Here is a 15,728-nt window from a genome sequence, read left to right on the forward strand (position 1 = left end):
AACATGCGATGAAGAAAGTCAGGAAGGCAGTCATACCGGTGGCGGGGCTTGGGACGCGATTCCTGCCGGCGACGAAATCGATGCCGAAGGAAATGCTGCCGGTCGTCGATAGGCCTGTCGTGCAATATGCGGTTGACGAGGCGTTCGAAGCCGGCATCGAGCACATCGTCTTTGTGACCGGCCGCAACAAGGCGGTCATCGAGGACTATTTCGACCTGCATCCCGAACTGATCGGGACCCTGGAGCAGACCGGCAAGAAGGCGCAGCTTCTGTCGCTCGAAAGCCTGCTTCCGGTGGCCGGCGCCACCAGCTTCATCCGCCAGCAGTCGCCGCAGGGTCTCGGCCACGCCGTATGGTGCGCGCGCGAGGTCATCGGCGACGAGCCCTTCGCCCTGCTGCTGCCGGACATGGTGTCCTTCGGTGGGCGCGGATGCCTCGCCGAAGTCGCCGACCTTTATGCCGAGACCGGTGGAAACGTCATCGCCGTCGAGCGCTGCGACCCGACCGAGACCAGCAAATACGGCATTGTCGGCTGCGGCGCCGACGTCGGTTCGGGCTTCGAGGTGACGGCCATGGTCGAAAAGCCGGCTCCAGCCAATGCGCCGTCGAACTATTACATCAACGGCCGCTATATTCTGCAGCCTGAGATTTTCTCGCTTCTGGGCAATCAGCAACGCGGCGCCGGCAATGAAATCCAGCTCACCGACGCCATGGTCCGTCTCTCGCAAAGCCAGGCCTTCTTTGCCCAGCCCTTCAATGGCCGCATGTTCGACTGCGGTTCGAAAGAAGGGTTCATCCAGGCCAATATTGCCTTCGCGCTGGCTCGAGATGATATGAAGGAGCCCGTCTTCGACATGCTTCAGGAGTTCGTCCGGTCACATGAGCGCCGGGTCGAAGCCGCATAATGCCCATTTTTTGGGAGCATCAGCGTATGGATGGCGACGCAAGGATAAGCGAAGCGTTTGGCCGCCAGGTCTCGCGATATCTGGCATGACGTTTGCATCGCGTATTCGCTGATGCTCCCGATCGCACCTGCAAACTGGAATTGGACCGAAGATGAATTATGCCAACTTTCCTCTCGACAAGAGGAAGCCATTGCCGAATTCCGAAGCGGTGAACGCTGAAGACTTCATCGATGTCGAGCGCCTGCTCGCCATGGCGGCAAGGCAGGCGAAGGTGGTTGCGGCATGTGCCGCGATCGGTCTTTTTCTGGGCGTGCTCTATTTGCAGACCACGCCTCCCACCTACATAGCGACGAGCAGCGTGCTGATCGACGAAGGCTTGAACAAGGTCGTCGACGATATTTCGGCGGCGTCGGTCAGCATGCAGACCGACTCGGCCATTCTGAGCCAGCTCGAAATTCTCCAGTCGGCGAGACTGGCGGCGGTGGTCGTCGACAAGCTGAAGTTGGACAAGAACGACGCTTTCATGAATCCTCCGACGTCGGCCGTGGCGAAGGCTGGCGGCTTCGTGCGCGGCGTGATCCGGTACTTCCGCCCCAACCCCGTCGCGGGCGGCGCCGACATCAGCCAGCTCGATCCGGCGACGCGTGACGCGATGATCGCTTCATCAGGCCGCGATTACGCAATCCTCAAACTGCAAAGCGAGGTGCAAGCGCAGCGCAGCGGCCGAAGCTTTGTGATCTCCATCGCCTATCCGGCGAAGGATCCGGCGCTTGCGACCGCGATCACCAAAGCCTATGCCGACGCCTATCTGGCCGATCAGCTCGATGCCAGCTTCGATGCGACCGAGCGCGCGGCGGTCTGGCTGCAAGGCCGGCTGACGGAGCTTCGCGAGAGTTCGCAAGCCGCGGCGCTCGCCGTCGAGAAGTTCAGGGCCGAGCATGGATTGGCCGTCAATGACGGCCAATTGATCAGCGACAAGCAACTGGCGGACCTCAATGCCCAGCTCATCGTCGCGCAGGCCGATACCGCTCGCGCCAGCGCCCGCTACCAGCAATACAAGACGATTACCGAAAACGGCTCGGAAAACGCCTTCAACGATGCGGCCATATCAAGCGACCAGCCGAGCAGCTCGGTCATTGCAACGCTCAAGACCCGCTATCTCGCGGTCGCCAAGCGGCAGCAGGATGTCGAAGCCAATTACGGAGCTCAGCATCCCCAGGCGGTCGCGCTTGCCAAGGAAAAGGCCGATATATCGGCGCAGATCTTCGGCGAGCTGAAGCAACTGACCGAAGGCTATCGCAACGAATACGAGGTCGCCCTCGCGCGTGAGACGGCGCTCCGCGCAAATGTCGCGTTGGCGGCCGGCAAGAGTTCCATCGACAACCAGTCGCAGGTCAAGCTGCGGGAACTGGACCAGAAGGCAACGGCGCTCGCGACGCTCTATCAGACGTTCCTCGGCCGTTATGAGGAAGCCTCCCAGCAGCAATCCTTCCCGGTCGGCAAGATCCGCGTCATATCGGATGCGTCGATGCCGCAGTCCGCGGCAAGCCCGCGCACGTCCATCGTGCTGGGGCTGTCGCTTGTGCTTGGCATGATGCTGGGAGCCGGCGTTGGTGGGCTGAACGAATTCAGGGAGCGGTTCTTCAGGACCGGCGAGGACGTTCGCGATCGCGTCGGTCTCAAATTCCTCGGCTACCTGCCGGTCATCGGCAGCAAGGCCGCCAAGGACGACAAGCGCGTCGATGGGCAGGCGGACAAAACCGCCAAATCACCCTCGAGCGCCGAAAAACGTGCGCGCATGCGGGTGAGTGTCGACGCCCCGGCGTCGATGTTCTCCGAAACGCTGCGCAGCGCCAAGATCGCCTTCGACGTGGTGATGGAAGGGCAAGGCAGCCGGGTTATCGGCATGATTTCGGTCCTGCCCGGCGAGGGCAAGTCAACGGTCGCGGCCAACCTGGCCGGATTGCTTGCCGCCAACGGATCGAGGACGCTGCTGGTGGATGGCGACCTGCGCAACCCCGGTCTCAGCCGCGGCCTTGGCATGGAGGCCGAGCAGGGGCTGATGGAAGCAGTGGTCAGCGGGCAGACCTGGCAGTCCGTCGGCAAGATCGACCGGCAGACGAAGCTGGCGATCGTCCCGTCGGTCCTGCGTGGTCACTTTTCGCATACGAGCGAGCTGCTGTCGTCGGCCGGCATGCGGCGTTTCATCGACAACGCCAGGGCAACCTTCGAATACATCATCGTCGACCTGCCGCCACTCGGCCCCGTGGTCGACGCCAAGGCCTTTGCTCCGCTCGCCGACGGTTTCGTCCTCGTCACCGAATGGGGGCGCACGCCGCGTGCCATGGTGCAGTCCATGCTGAGCTCGGAACCCTATATCGCCAACAAGATCGTCGGCGTGGTCCTCAACAAGGTCGATCTGAAGAAGCTGGCGAAATATGGATCGATGGGCGGATCAGAAAAATTCTTCGATAGATATTCAAGCTACTATCTGGAAAAGTCGGAAGCGCGGACGAAGACAGACGCCTGAGGCTGGTACCGTTGAGGCGCCGCCCCGTGGCAGCCGGCTTTAAACGAGCCGGCGCGTTATGCCGCCCTGAGGCGATAGCGGAAAATCGTGTGGTCGAGCAGGAGGCGAATTCGTGGTTCGGCCTCGATCGCGACCAGCCAGCTCGCCGCGATCATGGTTGCTCCAACGACCATCATCGACAGCAGGTATGGCACCCCGGCACGCACCAGGGCGCCGAGAAGGGCTGCGCCGACCACGTCGTGGATCAGGTAGAGCGGATAGGTCATCAGGCCGATCCGGCGCCAGCCGCTCCAGGCCAGGTCAAGCCGTAACGACCATGCCATCAGTGCCATGGCGGCGAGAAACAGGACGATCGGCGGCGCGTAGGGCATCGCGGCTTCGACCTTGACGCTGCGGACGTCGACCGCGCTGATGATCTGCAGCAGGCCGCCGGCTAGAAACAGGGCGCAGAAGACGAGGCGGGCGGGCGTTACGGCCTTGAAACGCATCAGCCAGATCAGCACGCCTGTCGCAAAGAAGCATCCGTGATGCACCAGGAGAAGGTCGAGCCATCGCGCCTCTGCAAGGTTCGACCAGTCGAAAGGGAAATACAGGCACCAGAAAAGCGTGCTGATCGCACCGAGCGCGATCGCCACCGCTTCCATCAGGTCGAAGCGGCCGAGCCGCAGCAGAATCCACACGATGGCGTAGAAGGCTATCTCGATGCCGAGCGTCCAATAGACGCTGTCGACCCAGGGGTTGAAGGGAACGAACAAGGCGGTGCGCAGGAGCCTGACGACGGCGTCCGTCGGCCAACTCAGATCGACGAAAAGCAGCACCATCGCGGTGATAGGCGCGCAGATCCACACAGCCGGCGCCAATCGTTTCACCCTTGCCTCGAAAAACCGCAACGGCGTCGAATGCTCGGCGCTGAAGGCGATGACGAAGCCGCTGATGACGAAGAATATCTGGACGCCGACCCATCCGAATTGGACGAGCCCGCCTATCTCCGGCTGTGGGGGCACGCCGCCCGTCGCGCGTGCCGAAACGCCCTCGGGGAATGCCCACACCCAGAAGCCGTAGTGGTAGAACATCACCATGACGGCGGCGAGAAAACGCAGGATGTCGACGCCGCCGAATGTGGTTTTTTGCTGAGCCATGCCGTGCCTTCGGGATGGCCCCCCACGCAAAGTTTAGGGTCTACTGCTGCATTGCACAACAGACGATTGCAATGCGGGATGAATTCGGGAATTCCCGCGCCGGTTTTCGGAAAAAGATCATGCTCAAATAAGAAAGATAGGAGTTCCATCCCGATTTTATCGGGATGGAACAGGCTCTAAAGCCCGATCCCACGACCTTTCAGCGCCGCCGTGATCTCGTCCAGAATAGCCGGGTCGTCGATCGTCGCCGGCATCGCCCATTGTTCCTTGTCAGCGATCTTCTGCATGGTGCCGCGCAGGATCTTGCCGGAACGCGTCTTGGGCAGGCGCTTGATCGTCACCACCGTCTTCAAGGCGGCGACCGGACCGATCCGCTCACGCACCAGGGCGACCACTTCGCTCTCGATGGCGCCGGTGTCGCGCGCGACGCCCGCATTCAACACGACGAAGCCCAGCGGAACCTGGCCCTTCATCTGGTCGGCGATGCCGATGACGGCGCATTCGGCAACGTCGGGATGCGCTGAAAGAACCTCCTCCATCGCGCCTGTCGACAGCCGGTGGCCGGCGACATTGATGATGTCGTCCGTGCGGGCCATGACGAAGAGATAGCCGTCGTCGTCCATCATGCCGGCATCGGCCGTCTTGTAGAAGCCGGGAAACTCGTCGAGATAGGCTTGCCGGAACCGGTCGTCGGCGTTCCATAGCGTCGGCAGGCAGCCCGCCGGCAGCGGCAGCTTCACCACCACATTGCCCAGCGTGCCACGCGGCACTTCATGGCCCGCATCGTCGAGTACACGAATGTCGAAGCCCGGCATCGGCACGCCGGGCGAGCCGTATTTCACCGGCAGCAGGCCCAGGCCTGCCGGGTTTATCGTCATCGGCGAGCCGGTCTCGGTCTGCCACCAATGGTCGATGACCGGAACGTTCAGCTTCTGCTCCGCCCATTTGATGGTTTCCGGGTCGGCGCGCTCGCCGGCAAGGAACAGCGTGCGGAATTTCGACAAATCGTATTTCGGAATGAATTCACCCCTGGGATCCTGGCCCTTGATGGCGCGGAAAGCGGTCGGCGCGGTGAACAGCGCGACGATGCCATGCTCCGCTATCACCCGCCAGTAGGTGCCGGCGTCGGGCGTGCCGACCGGCTTGCCCTCGAACAGCACAGTGGTGCAGCCATGCAGCAGCGGCGCGTAGACGATATAGGAATGGCCGACCACCCAGCCGACATCGGAGGCCGCCCAGAACACCTCGCCCGGTTTGACGCCGAACTCGTTCTCCATCGTCCATTTCAAGGCGACCATGTGGCCGCCATTGTCGCGCACGATGCCCTTGGGTTGGCCGGTCGTTCCCGAGGTGTAGATGATGTAGAGCGGGTCGGTGGCGAGCACCGGAACGCAGTCGACATTGGCGCCCGCGGCCCGTTCGCGGGCGACGGCGTCGGCATAGTCGATGTCGTAATTGTCCCTCAGCTCGCAGCGCAGCTGGTCGCGCTGCAGGACGAGGCAGGCCTCTGGCTTGTGCCGGGACATCTCGATCGCCTTGTCGAGCAGCGGCTTGTAGGCAACGATGCGGCCGGGTTCCAGCCCGCAGGAGGCCGAGATGATCAGCTTAGGCCTGGCGTCATCGATGCGGGTGGCGAGCTCGTGCGAGGCAAAGCCTCCGAAGACCACCGAATGCACCGCACCGATGCGGGCGCAGGCAAGCATGGCAATCGCTGCTTCCGCCACCATCGGCATGTAGATGATGACGCGGTCGCCTTTTTTGATGCCGCGATTCTTCAGCACCGAGGTCAGCGCCACCACCTCGCGCTTCAGTTCGGCATAGGTGTATTTCCTCACCGTGCCGGTGATGGCGCTGTCGTGGATCAGCGCGATCTGGTCGGCGCGGCCGCCGGCGACATGGCGGTCGACGGCGTTGAAGCAGGTGTTGCAGGAGGCGCCGCTGAACCAGCGGCCATAGACGCCGGCCTTGGCATCGAACACGCTATCGAAGGGCGTGAACCAGTCGATGGCCTTGGCCGCTTCGGCCCAAAACCCTACAGGGTCGCGTTTCCAGCCGTCATAGACCTCGTGGTAGCGTGACGCCATCCAACTTCCTCCCCAGGAACGATTTGCCGGGGATAGCCTATGCGGTTTTTCGCAACGATGTGCAATTTCGTCTTTCGGCGACCCTGCCTAAGGGCAAGACGGTAGGCCGCTCAAAGTCCTGCACGGGGACATGCGTTAGAACGGCAATGCCGCGAGCATGAGCCCGACTCCGCCGGCGATCAATATGGCTGCCGCCAGCGCCTTGCGATGACGTTCGAAGCTCGTCGGCGCCCGATCCCAATTGTAACGCATGTGCCAACTCCCCCGATGCCCGCCGGTTTGTTACTTTACCCTGGGTAAGAAACGCAACACCGTGCCTAGAATCCCTTTGTCAGCTTGACAATGCCGAAGCGCGGCTTGTCATGAGGCTGTCACCGACTATTTCTGGGGGAGTCACATCGGCGCAACTCTCGGAACCTGATGCGATTGCCCTCCTGAGCTATCGCCGTACAATGGACAGCGTAGCGTTGTCGCGCTATTGGCTCTGCCGCAATCCTGCATGGTCTGGAGCGGGCCCATGGTCGAAATTGCCTCTGAAATGGTTCTGCGGCTGGCGGACGATGCCTCGGTCCAGCATGTCGGCGATGGAGCAGTCGTGCTTTTGGCGCGCAGTGGCCAGCTCTACACTTGCAACGACACCACCGAGGCCTTTCTCGACAAGGTGGATGGCGCGCGCAGCCTCGACCAGATCGTCGGCCTGCTTTCCCAGGAGTTCGAGGTCGACAAGGATACGCTCGATCAGGACATGGCGGCGCTGGCCGAGGAACTGGTGGCGGAAGGCATCCTCGCCGCCCCGGCTGCGTGATGGCTGACGGACCTCTTCTGCGTGCGCTGTTTCGAGCCCACCTATGGGCAAGCGCGCGGCTGATGCCGGTGCTGATCGGCGAGCGCGATTTCGAAGCCGTGCTGAAATGGGCGCCGCTCCAGTCATCGACCCCCTATCGTGGCCTGCCGTCGTCCTACATCGTGGCGGCGGTCAACCGCACGGTCAGGCATCCCTGGCTGATGCGCGATCGCAGATGCCTCAGGGAAGGCCTGCTCGCCCATCGCTTCCTCCGGCTTGCCGGCTTCGATCCCGATCTGCGCTTCGGCGTCGATCCCAGGTCGATGCAGGCGCCGAGCCTGGCGGCGCATTGCTGGGTCTGCCTCGATGGCAGGCCGGTGGTCAGCGACAGCCTTCCGGGCATGGTCGAAATCTATCGTCACCACGCCGACACGGCGAAGGCGCGTGCCGCTTGACCGGACCTTTGGCTCAGGGTCGCTATGCCCTCAACGGGCAGGTCGTCGGCATATCGGCCGAAAGGCCCGACCTTTGGCGGGATTTCGACAGGATGCTCGCCAGCCTGCGCACGACGGCATCGGTCGAGCCGGATTTTTTGATCCGCATCGTGGAGACGCAGTCCTTGGCCGAGGCGCCATGCGGATCTCCCGCCTTCGATGGCGAGGTGCCGGAGGACGGCCGCTGCCGGATGATCGATAATGGCGACCTCATCCACCTGATTTTCCCCGGCCGCCAGACGGTGGCGATCCACGCCGGCGAAGGCTGGGCCGAAATCCGCGTCCGCCCGGATACTAGAATCACCTGGACCGCCTGGATGCTGCTCCTCGACGCAGCACTCGACGCGGGTGGCCAGCACATGCTGCACACCGCCGGCCTGACCTTGCCGGGCAGCGATGCCTTGGTGCTGATCCATGCCCCGAGCGGCACTGGCAAGACCACGACGTCGCTGGCGCTGGCCTCGCAAGGCTTCGGCCTCTGCTCGGACGACGCCATGATCCTGAATGTTGTGTCTGGGAAGGCCACCGCCTGGGGCCTGCCGCGTGCCGTGAAGATCCATCGCAAGACCGCCGAGATGGTTCCGCTCGTCGCGCCATGCCTCGGCCCTTCATGGGATCGCAATGGCGAGCAGGCGGTTGCGCTCGGACGGTTGGGCGAGATCATGCGCATCGAAGATTCCAGTATCAGACCAGTGGCGGCACTTCTCCACCTCGCGCGGTCGGCCGATGGCCAGACCAGGCTCCTGGCCATGGCCAGGACCGATGCGATGGTCGCACTGGCCGCGGACAATGTCAGGACCGGCATGACCGGCCTGCTGCCGTTGCAAAAGCACCGGCTGGCGACGATCGCCAGGCTGGTCTCGACCGTCCCGACCTTTACGCTGGAAGTGGGGCCCACGCCAACCGATGCCGCGCCGCTGATCCGCTCCGCCTTGGAGCAAGGTTGAAAGGACAACCACGCCGAGCCGTCTTCTCAGGCGAAGTGCGGCTTTGCCCGGGCAAGCCGCTGGATGCAGACGCCGATATCGTCGTCTCAGGCGAAGTTCGGCTTTGCCCTGGCAAGCCGCTGGATCCAGCGGAAGGCGTCGCGGCTGAGACGCGAACCCATCTTGTTCCTGGAATTGACGTTCAGCAGGGTTTTCCTGGTGATCAGCCACTTGGCCAAGCGGATGCCCAGATCGGGCTTGATCCGTCCCGCCAGTTCAAGGGCGTGGGCGTCGTCGAACAGCCGGCCGGTCACGTTGAGCACCGTTGCCAGCTCGAGCTCGATCCCCGTCATGCGCGCCGCCTCGAGCAGACGCGCTTCCGCTTCCGCCGATTGGAGCGCGCGCACGCCTTGCAGCACGTCGACGCAAAGCTGCAGCCGGTGGAATTTGTGCCCGCCGCAGGCGTGGACGATGGCGATGGTGAGAAGTGCCGCCGGCGTGTCGGTTGCCTCGCCGTCGATCGCGCGCAATTCGGCGAAGCCGAGCGACAGGCGTCGCCGCATGCCGGTATCATGCACCAGATTGCCATGCAGCTCGATCAGCAGGCTCGAATTCTCCTGTTCGAGCCATTTGAACTCCTGCAACTCCCGCGACCGCGCTTCATCGCCGGCGAGCTTGAAACCGCATCCTGCGATAACCCGATTCGCATGGGGCAGATTGGCCGGCTCGACCAATATGTCGATGTCGGTAAACGGCCTGTCGGTGACATGCCGGTAGAGCTTTCGGGCAAAGACCGGACCCTTGACGATCCGCGCCGGCACACCGTCCGCGGCGAGCGCTTTCATGATACGATCGCCGTGATATTGCAGCAGCATCGACTGGCCGGTGACGATCGGCGCCTTCTGGCGCAAGCTGGACAATTGCTCCTGCAACGCCGCATCCTGAGGCAGACGCTTGTCGCCACGCTCCGGCAGCTTGCGCAACATGATCGGCAGCACGCCATGAAATTCGGCATTGGCGAGCAAGGCCGACAGGGTTTTTGCATCCGGGTCGCCGGCAGTCGGCGCCTCGGGATCCGCATAGTTCAGCAGCAGTTTTTCATCGGCGGGCGTCAGCGGTGGCAGCATCAATCCGGCAGCGTTGCAATTGGCGACGATATCCCTGACATGGTCGCAGAAAAGCACCGGCGAAGCTACATGCCCCAGCGCAATGCCGCCGTATGCACCGGCGCGTCCCACAATGCGGTCGTCGCGTCGTCGAACATGGTCAGCGTGATCGAGCAGCCAGCCATGTCGAGCGACGTCACATAGGATCCGACCAGCGAGCGGGTCACCGTCACGCCGTGCTTCTCGAAAATTGTCCGGGCGCTGTTGTACATCAGATAGAGCTCCATCAGCGGCGTGCCGCCGAAGCCATTGACGAAGAGCAGCGCCGGGCCTTTCGCCCGCTCGCCGAGATCGCCCAGGATCGCCAGGCAGATCTCCTCTGCGATGGCATCGGCGCTCTTCAGCGTGTCGCGTCGCCTGCCGGGCTCGCCATGGATGCCGACTCCGAATTCCATCTCTCCGTCGCCGATATCGAAGGTCGGCTTGCCCGCGGCCGGCACGGTGCAACTGGTCAGCGCCACGCCCATCGAGCGCGTCGCGCCGTTGACGCGTTCGCCCAGCGCCTTCAGCTCTTTCAGCGCCATGCCTTGTTCGGCCGCCGCGCCAACGATCTTTTCGACGACTAGCGTGCCGGCGACACCGCGCCGGCCGGTCGTGTAGGACGAGTTCTCGACGGCGACATCGTCATTGGTCACGATCTGCATGATGCCTTCAGACATTTCGGCGGCCATGTCGAAATTCATCACGTCGCCCTCGTAGTTCTTGACGATGAAAAGGCAGCCGGCGCCGGTGTTGACGGCTTCCGCTGCCGCCATCATCTGGTCCGGCGTCGGCGAGGTGAACACCTGGCCGGGGCAGGCGGCGTCCAGCATGCCGTGCCCGACCAGCCCGCCATGCAGCGGCTCATGGCCGGAGCCGCCGCCGGAGATCAGCGCCACCTTGCCCGGCTTGAGCAGCTTGCGGCGGACGAATTTGTGCTCGTCCCCAAGCTCCAATATGTCGGAGTGCGCGGCGACAAAGCCGTCGAGGCTTTCTGTCAGCACCGTATCCACCGAATTCAGAAATTTCTTCATGGCCGTCCTCCCGAAATAGCCGCTTCGACAAGCGGTCAGCCGCCACCCTTGCCGGTGATGCTGGTGATCTTCTGGATGAAATCGTTGACTGCCCGGTCGAGCGCCGCGTTCTGCTTTTCGTCGCCGAAATCGGGCACGATCAGCGAGACGTGCCGCGTCTTGCGCATGCCCGCCGCCACCGACATCTTCCCAGGATGCGCCTGGTGGTAGGCGGCGAGGAAGTGGTCGCGCTCGGCCGGACTGAAATGGCAGACGGAAAAAATAGCCGGCAAATGTTTTGACGGGATCGGGATCGAATAGGCCGGGCTGGAGATCTGGGTGACGAAGCTGCGATGCTTGCCCAGCGCATCGGCGAGGCGCTGGCGCATGCCCGACGGGCGCTGGTCGATGACCTGCGACAGGATCGTCTTGTAGGCGCGGATCGCCTCCTCCGAACCTGGTTCTGGCGTCTTGTCGGCCATGCCGGCGCCCTAGAAGGCTACGTCCGCGATGGCCGCCTTGGCCATGGCGAGTTGTGCCGGCACCACGGAGAGGTCGCGCAGGCCGGCCTCAAGCAGGGCAGGGATCGAGGCTGGGTCGCCGCCGGCATCGCCGCACAGGCTGACTGGTATCCCTTGCGCCTGTCCGAAGGCGGCGACGGAAGCGATCAGCCTCAGCACGGCTGGATGTCGGACGGAATTCAGATGCGCGACCGAGGCATTGTCGCGGGCTGCCGCCATCACATATTGCGTCAGGTCGTTGGAGCCGATCGAGAAGAAAGCGACGCCGGAGAATGCCTCGGGCGCGATCGCCACCGACGGCACTTCCACCATGATGCCCAGCGGCGGCATTTTGCAGGCGACGCCGCGCGCGGAAAGCCCGGCCTGCTCTTCCGCGAACAGCGCGGCGGCTCGCTGATATTCGTCCATGACGGCGATCATCGGGAACATCACCTTGAGATTGCCATGCACGGCGGCACGCAGCAGCGCCCGGATCTGCACGCGAAACACCTCCGTTCGCGCCAGCGACAACCTGATGCCGCGCAGGCCGAGGAACGGATTGCCTTCTTCGACGGTGAAGCCCGGCACCGGCTTGTCGCCGCCGGCATCGACGGTGCGGATGGTCACCGGTTTTTCTCCGGCCCATTCCAGCACCTTGCGGTAGGCGCGGTATTGCGTCTCCTCGTCGGGCAGCGTCTTGCCGAACAGGAATTCGGTGCGCATCAGCCCGGCGCCGTCACAGGTCGAGATATCGATGCCGTCGACATCGGACGGATCGGCGATGTTGACCTGCACGCGCACAGCCGTGCCGGCTTTCGTCACGGCCGGCTTCTGCAGATAGGTTTCTGCTCTGTCACGCCGCGCCGCAAATGATCTTGATGACCGGCGGAAAGCGTCGATCTCGGCCTTCGACGGCGAAAGCACGATGCCGCCATGCTCGGCGTCGAGCAGTGCGATGCCGGCAAGATGAGCCGGCGAAGCACCAAGCCCGACCACCCCAAGCCCCACGACCATCGGTACGCCGCGCGAGCGCGCCAGCATGGCGACATGGCTGGCGGCGCTGCCGGCCTTCAGCGCGATGCCGCCGCCGGAACTCCAGTCGGTTTCGAGAAAGCGTGTCGGGGCGATGTCCTCGCCATAGAAGATGGCGCCGGCAGGTGCCGCGATCTCGCCGTCTTCGGTCAATGCGCGCAGCACCTGGTCCCTGATGTCGCGCATGTCGGCGGCGCGCGCCCGGAAATAATCCTGGTCGGAGGTTTCGTAGCCGGCGATCTCGGCATCGAGCGCCTGCCGCCAGGCCGCATCGGCCGGCTGGCCGGCTGCGATCGCCGCGAAGGCCGGGCCGGTCAGCGCATCGTCCTCCAGCATGGCAACCTGAAATTCGAGGATACCGGCCGCCTCGTCGTCTGCTGTTTCCATCAGCCCGGCAAGCCGGCCTGCCGCCACGCCGATCGCCGCCTCGAGCGCGGCCTTCTCATCCGCCGCCGTCGCCTTGCCCGCGTAGCGCGCGGCAGCCGGTTCGAGGTTGAACAGCGGCCCCTCGGCATAGCCGGCCGAGGCTGAAATGCCTGTCAGCCTAAGCGGTCCGGGCATGGTCCGCGCCCTCGTCGAAATCGCGCCGTACCAGCTCGACCAGCGCGTCGACCGCCTCGCCGGCGCCGTCGCCTCTGGCTCTGATATGCAGCATCGTGCCTTTCGGCGCCTTGGCCGCCATCACCTTGACGATGCTCTTGGCGTCGAACCACGGCCCGTTGGCGGCGAGCGCTACCTCGACCTCGGCCGAAAATGTCTTGGCGAGCTTGGTGAACTTCACCGAAGGGCGCGCATGCAGGCCCACCTCGTGGGTGATCAGGACGGTGGCTTCGGCGGATGCGGACATTTGAGTCAAAATTCCTGTTCGTTCACGACGGCGATAATTCGTGCGCCGTCGCCACCACTTCCCTCAGCGAGGCGCCGCCGGAAGCCTCCGTCGCCGCCATCACCGCACCCTCGACGATCGGCGCATTGCAGACGATGATCTTCTGCGCGCGCGGCTCGCCGATCATCTCGACCGCCATCTCGCTGTTGGTCTCGGCGCCGCCGAGATCGACGAGGATAGCGACACCCGCCTCCGACCAGGCCTTGTCGATGGCGCCCATGATCGCCTCGACGTTTGTGCCCAGTCCGCCATGGCCGTTTCCGCCGCACCATGCAAGCGGCACTTCGTCGCCGACCATCTGGCGCACCATGTCCGCCGTGCCTTCGGCGACCAGCGGCGAGTGCGATACGATGACGATGCCGACATTGCTCATGCGTGCCCCTCGATTGTTTCCGCAACGGCCCGTACCAGCAGCGCCGTCGAACGCGCCCCGGCGTCCATATGGCCGATCGACCGGTCGCCAAGGAACGAGGCGCGGCCGCGCAAAGCCTTCATCGGCACGGTGGCCTCGGCCGCTTTGTCGGCGGCGGCGACGATTTCCGGCCCGATTCTGCCTTGCAGCAGCGCCTCATGCACCGGATACAGCACATCGAGCATGGTCTTTTGCCCGACCTGCGACTTGCCCCGCGCGGCCACCGCTTCGATCGCCTTGCCGAACGCGGTCGCCAGATTGGCGCGATCGGGCTCTGGGAAAATTTCCTTGCCGAGCGCCATGAAAAGCGTGCCGAAAAGCGGGCCCGAAGCCCCGCCGACGGTCATCACCAGCTTGGTGCCGATCGCCTTCAGTGCGTCGGGCAGGGGCTTTGCCGCGAACTGGTCGGCCTCGGCGCGCACCGCCTCGAAACCACGCTTCATGTTCAGCCCGTGGTCGCCATCGCCGATCGCCTGGTCGAGCGTGGTCAGTTCCTCCGCGTGGGCGGCTATCGTATCGGCGGCAGCTGATATCAGCGCCTTGAGGTCAACCTTGTCCATCGTCCCAGTCTTGCTCATCGCCTCTATGCTCATCGGTTTGCAATCCTGTTGCCGGCCTGGTCGAAGAACAGCGGCGCCCGGTAGCGGATCGTCACCCGGTCGCCCTTTTCCAGTTGCGTGTCGGGGTCGGTCAGCGTCACCAGCTTCCTGGTCCCCACGCTCACATGCAGATGGTTCTGGTCGCCCAGATGCTCGACCCAGTCGACAACGCCGTCGGCATGGCCGTTCGACGCCTTGCCGATCGACAGATGTTCTGTACGCGCGCCGATCGTTTTGGTTCCCGCAGGCATGTCGCCATCGGGCAGCAGCCCGGCCGGCAACAGATTGATCGCCGGCTGGCCGAGCCTTGCGGCGACATGCAGGTTTGCCGGCTCCGAATAGATCGTGCGCGGCGTGCCGATCTGCACCAGCACGCCGTCGGCGAGGATGCCGATGCGGTCGGCCATGGTCATCGCCTCGATCTGGTCATGCGTGACATAGAGCATGGTGGCGCCGAGCTCTGCCTGGATGCGCTTCAGCTCGAGCCGGAGGTCGGCACGCAGCTTGGCGTCGAGCGACGACAATGGCTCGTCCATCAGATAGATCGAAGGCTTGCGCACCAGGGCACGGCCGATGGCGACGCGCTGCATCTCGCCGCCGGAAAGCTTCGTCGAGCGGTTATCCAGCTTGTGATGGATGCGCACCATCCTGGCCACCTCCTCGACGCGGCGGCGCACCGCCTCTTCGGGGAAGCGCCGTGCCGGCGAGCGCAGCGGAAAGGCGAGGTTGTCAAAGACCGACAGATGCGGATAGAGCGAATATTGCTGGAAGACGAAGGCGGTGTCGCGCTCGGCCGGCGACAGCGTCGTCGCATCGTGGCCGCCTATATGGATCGTGCCGCTGTCCGGTCGCTCCAGCCCGGCGATCAGCCGCAGCGTCGTCGTCTTGCCGGCCCCTGTCGGCCCCAGCAGCACGACGAATTCGCCGTCCTTGATCTGCAGATCCAGCCGGTCGATGGCGGTGTGCTCGCCAAAATTCTTGGTCACGCCCTTGATGTGCACGTCAGCCATGGCGCGCCTCCACGGCTGCGTCATGGATTGCGGTCCTGACCGCGCGTCCCGATCCCTTGTCGAACAGCGACAGCCTTGCGCTGCTCAGCGCCAGGCCGACATGGTCGCCCGTGTTGAGCCGGATCTCGGCCGGCACCCTCGCCTTGATGATGCCGTCCGCCGTCTCCACCGCGACGATCTGCGTGGTGCCGAGATATTCGGTGCCGTAGATGGCGCCGCGCAATTTCGAGGCGTCGTCGAAACGGATATGTTCGGGGCGGATGCCGAGC

The 15,728-nt window shown here is 63.9% G+C and carries 16 protein-coding genes; 5 read left to right on the plus strand and 11 right to left on the minus strand.

Features of this window, described 5'->3' with window-relative positions; genetic code table 11:
- Positions 1 to 8 precede the first annotated feature (8 nt).
- Both C9427_RS11225 and C9427_RS11230 read left to right on the plus strand, forming a co-directional pair.
- Positions 9 to 905 (plus strand): UTP--glucose-1-phosphate uridylyltransferase, encoded by an 897-nt coding sequence (locus tag C9427_RS11225; protein ID WP_107649218.1) that lies wholly within the window; start codon positions 9 to 11, stop codon positions 903 to 905.
- Between the two features lie 151 nt (positions 906 to 1,056).
- Positions 1,057 to 3,435, plus strand: a complete 2,379-nt coding sequence (locus C9427_RS11230) for a GNVR domain-containing protein (protein ID WP_107649219.1) — start codon at positions 1,057 to 1,059, stop codon at positions 3,433 to 3,435.
- Between the two features lie 56 nt (positions 3,436 to 3,491).
- On the opposite strand, the gene C9427_RS11235 is transcribed toward C9427_RS11230, so the two are convergent.
- Entirely contained in the window at positions 3,492 to 4,574 is a 1,083-nt protein-coding gene (locus C9427_RS11235; protein ID WP_107649220.1) for an acyltransferase family protein, read from the minus strand.
- 176 nt (positions 4,575 to 4,750) lie between these two features.
- Positions 4,751 to 6,658, minus strand: a complete 1,908-nt coding sequence (locus C9427_RS11240) for a propionyl-CoA synthetase (RefSeq protein ID WP_107649221.1) — start codon at positions 6,656 to 6,658, stop codon at positions 4,751 to 4,753.
- A 517-nt stretch (positions 6,659 to 7,175) separates the two neighbouring features.
- Here C9427_RS11240 and C9427_RS11245 point away from each other — a divergent pair.
- The 3 genes from C9427_RS11245 to C9427_RS11255 are packed head-to-tail and all read left to right on the plus strand — an operon-like array spanning position 7,176 to position 8,883.
- Positions 7,176 to 7,463: a PqqD family protein gene (locus C9427_RS11245; RefSeq protein WP_008872463.1), complete on the plus strand. Its 288-nt coding sequence runs from the start codon at positions 7,176 to 7,178 to the stop codon at positions 7,461 to 7,463.
- Positions 7,463 to 7,897 carry a lasso peptide biosynthesis B2 protein gene (locus C9427_RS11250; protein WP_107649222.1) on the plus strand — a complete coding sequence of 145 codons (435 nt, stop codon included), beginning with the start codon at positions 7,463 to 7,465 and terminating at the stop codon, positions 7,895 to 7,897. Before C9427_RS11245 ends, C9427_RS11250 begins: the two co-directional genes overlap by 1 nt.
- Positions 7,894 to 8,883 (plus strand): phosphoenolpyruvate carboxykinase (ATP), encoded by a 990-nt coding sequence (locus C9427_RS11255; RefSeq protein WP_107649223.1) that lies wholly within the window; start codon positions 7,894 to 7,896, stop codon positions 8,881 to 8,883. Before C9427_RS11250 ends, C9427_RS11255 begins: the two co-directional genes overlap by 4 nt.
- Positions 8,884 to 8,969: 86 nt before the next feature.
- Here the strand turns inward: C9427_RS11255 and C9427_RS11260 are convergent, their stop codons facing one another.
- From C9427_RS11260 to C9427_RS11300, 9 genes are all read right to left on the minus strand, one after another.
- Positions 8,970 to 10,100, minus strand: coding sequence for a nucleotidyltransferase family protein (locus C9427_RS11260; RefSeq protein WP_245437051.1), 1,131 nt, complete (start codon positions 10,098 to 10,100; stop codon positions 8,970 to 8,972).
- Positions 10,055 to 11,041 carry a dihydroxyacetone kinase subunit DhaK gene (gene dhaK, locus C9427_RS11265; protein WP_107649224.1) on the minus strand — a complete coding sequence of 329 codons (987 nt, stop codon included), beginning with the start codon at positions 11,039 to 11,041 and terminating at the stop codon, positions 10,055 to 10,057. Before dhaK ends, C9427_RS11260 begins: the two co-directional genes overlap by 46 nt.
- 35 nt (positions 11,042 to 11,076) lie before the next feature.
- The gene (locus C9427_RS11270) at positions 11,077 to 11,502 is read right to left on the minus strand and encodes a hypothetical protein (RefSeq protein WP_097576800.1); all 426 of its coding nucleotides are present in this window, start codon (positions 11,500 to 11,502) and stop codon (positions 11,077 to 11,079) included.
- A gap of 9 nt (positions 11,503 to 11,511) precedes the next feature.
- A complete protein-coding gene (ptsP, locus tag C9427_RS11275; protein ID WP_107649225.1) occupies positions 11,512 to 13,113 on the minus strand; it encodes a phosphoenolpyruvate--protein phosphotransferase in 1,602 nt (533 codons plus the stop codon).
- The gene (locus C9427_RS11280; protein WP_107649226.1) at positions 13,097 to 13,399 is read right to left on the minus strand and encodes an HPr family phosphocarrier protein; all 303 of its coding nucleotides are present in this window, start codon (positions 13,397 to 13,399) and stop codon (positions 13,097 to 13,099) included. The genes ptsP and C9427_RS11280 overlap by 17 nt, the downstream gene beginning before the upstream one ends.
- 22 nt (positions 13,400 to 13,421) lie before the next feature.
- Positions 13,422 to 13,811, minus strand: coding sequence for a dihydroxyacetone kinase phosphoryl donor subunit DhaM (gene dhaM, locus C9427_RS11285; protein WP_006325214.1), 390 nt, complete (start codon positions 13,809 to 13,811; stop codon positions 13,422 to 13,424).
- Positions 13,808 to 14,428 carry a dihydroxyacetone kinase subunit DhaL gene (dhaL, locus tag C9427_RS11290; RefSeq protein WP_425351640.1) on the minus strand — a complete coding sequence of 207 codons (621 nt, stop codon included), beginning with the start codon at positions 14,426 to 14,428 and terminating at the stop codon, positions 13,808 to 13,810. Before dhaL ends, dhaM begins: the two co-directional genes overlap by 4 nt.
- Before the next feature lie 11 nt (positions 14,429 to 14,439).
- On the minus strand, positions 14,440 to 15,459 hold the full coding sequence (locus tag C9427_RS11295) for an ABC transporter ATP-binding protein (RefSeq protein ID WP_107649227.1): 1,020 nt from the start codon (positions 15,457 to 15,459) through the stop codon (positions 14,440 to 14,442).
- The coding region (locus tag C9427_RS11300) for a TOBE domain-containing protein (protein WP_146172531.1) at positions 15,452 to 15,728 on the minus strand (277 nt) is incomplete at its 5' end. The genes C9427_RS11300 and C9427_RS11295, both read right to left, overlap by 8 nt.

Origin of the sequence: Mesorhizobium helmanticense, assembly GCF_003034915.1 — a bacterium.
GTDB classification, from domain to species: domain Bacteria; phylum Pseudomonadota; class Alphaproteobacteria; order Rhizobiales; family Rhizobiaceae; genus Mesorhizobium; species Mesorhizobium helmanticense.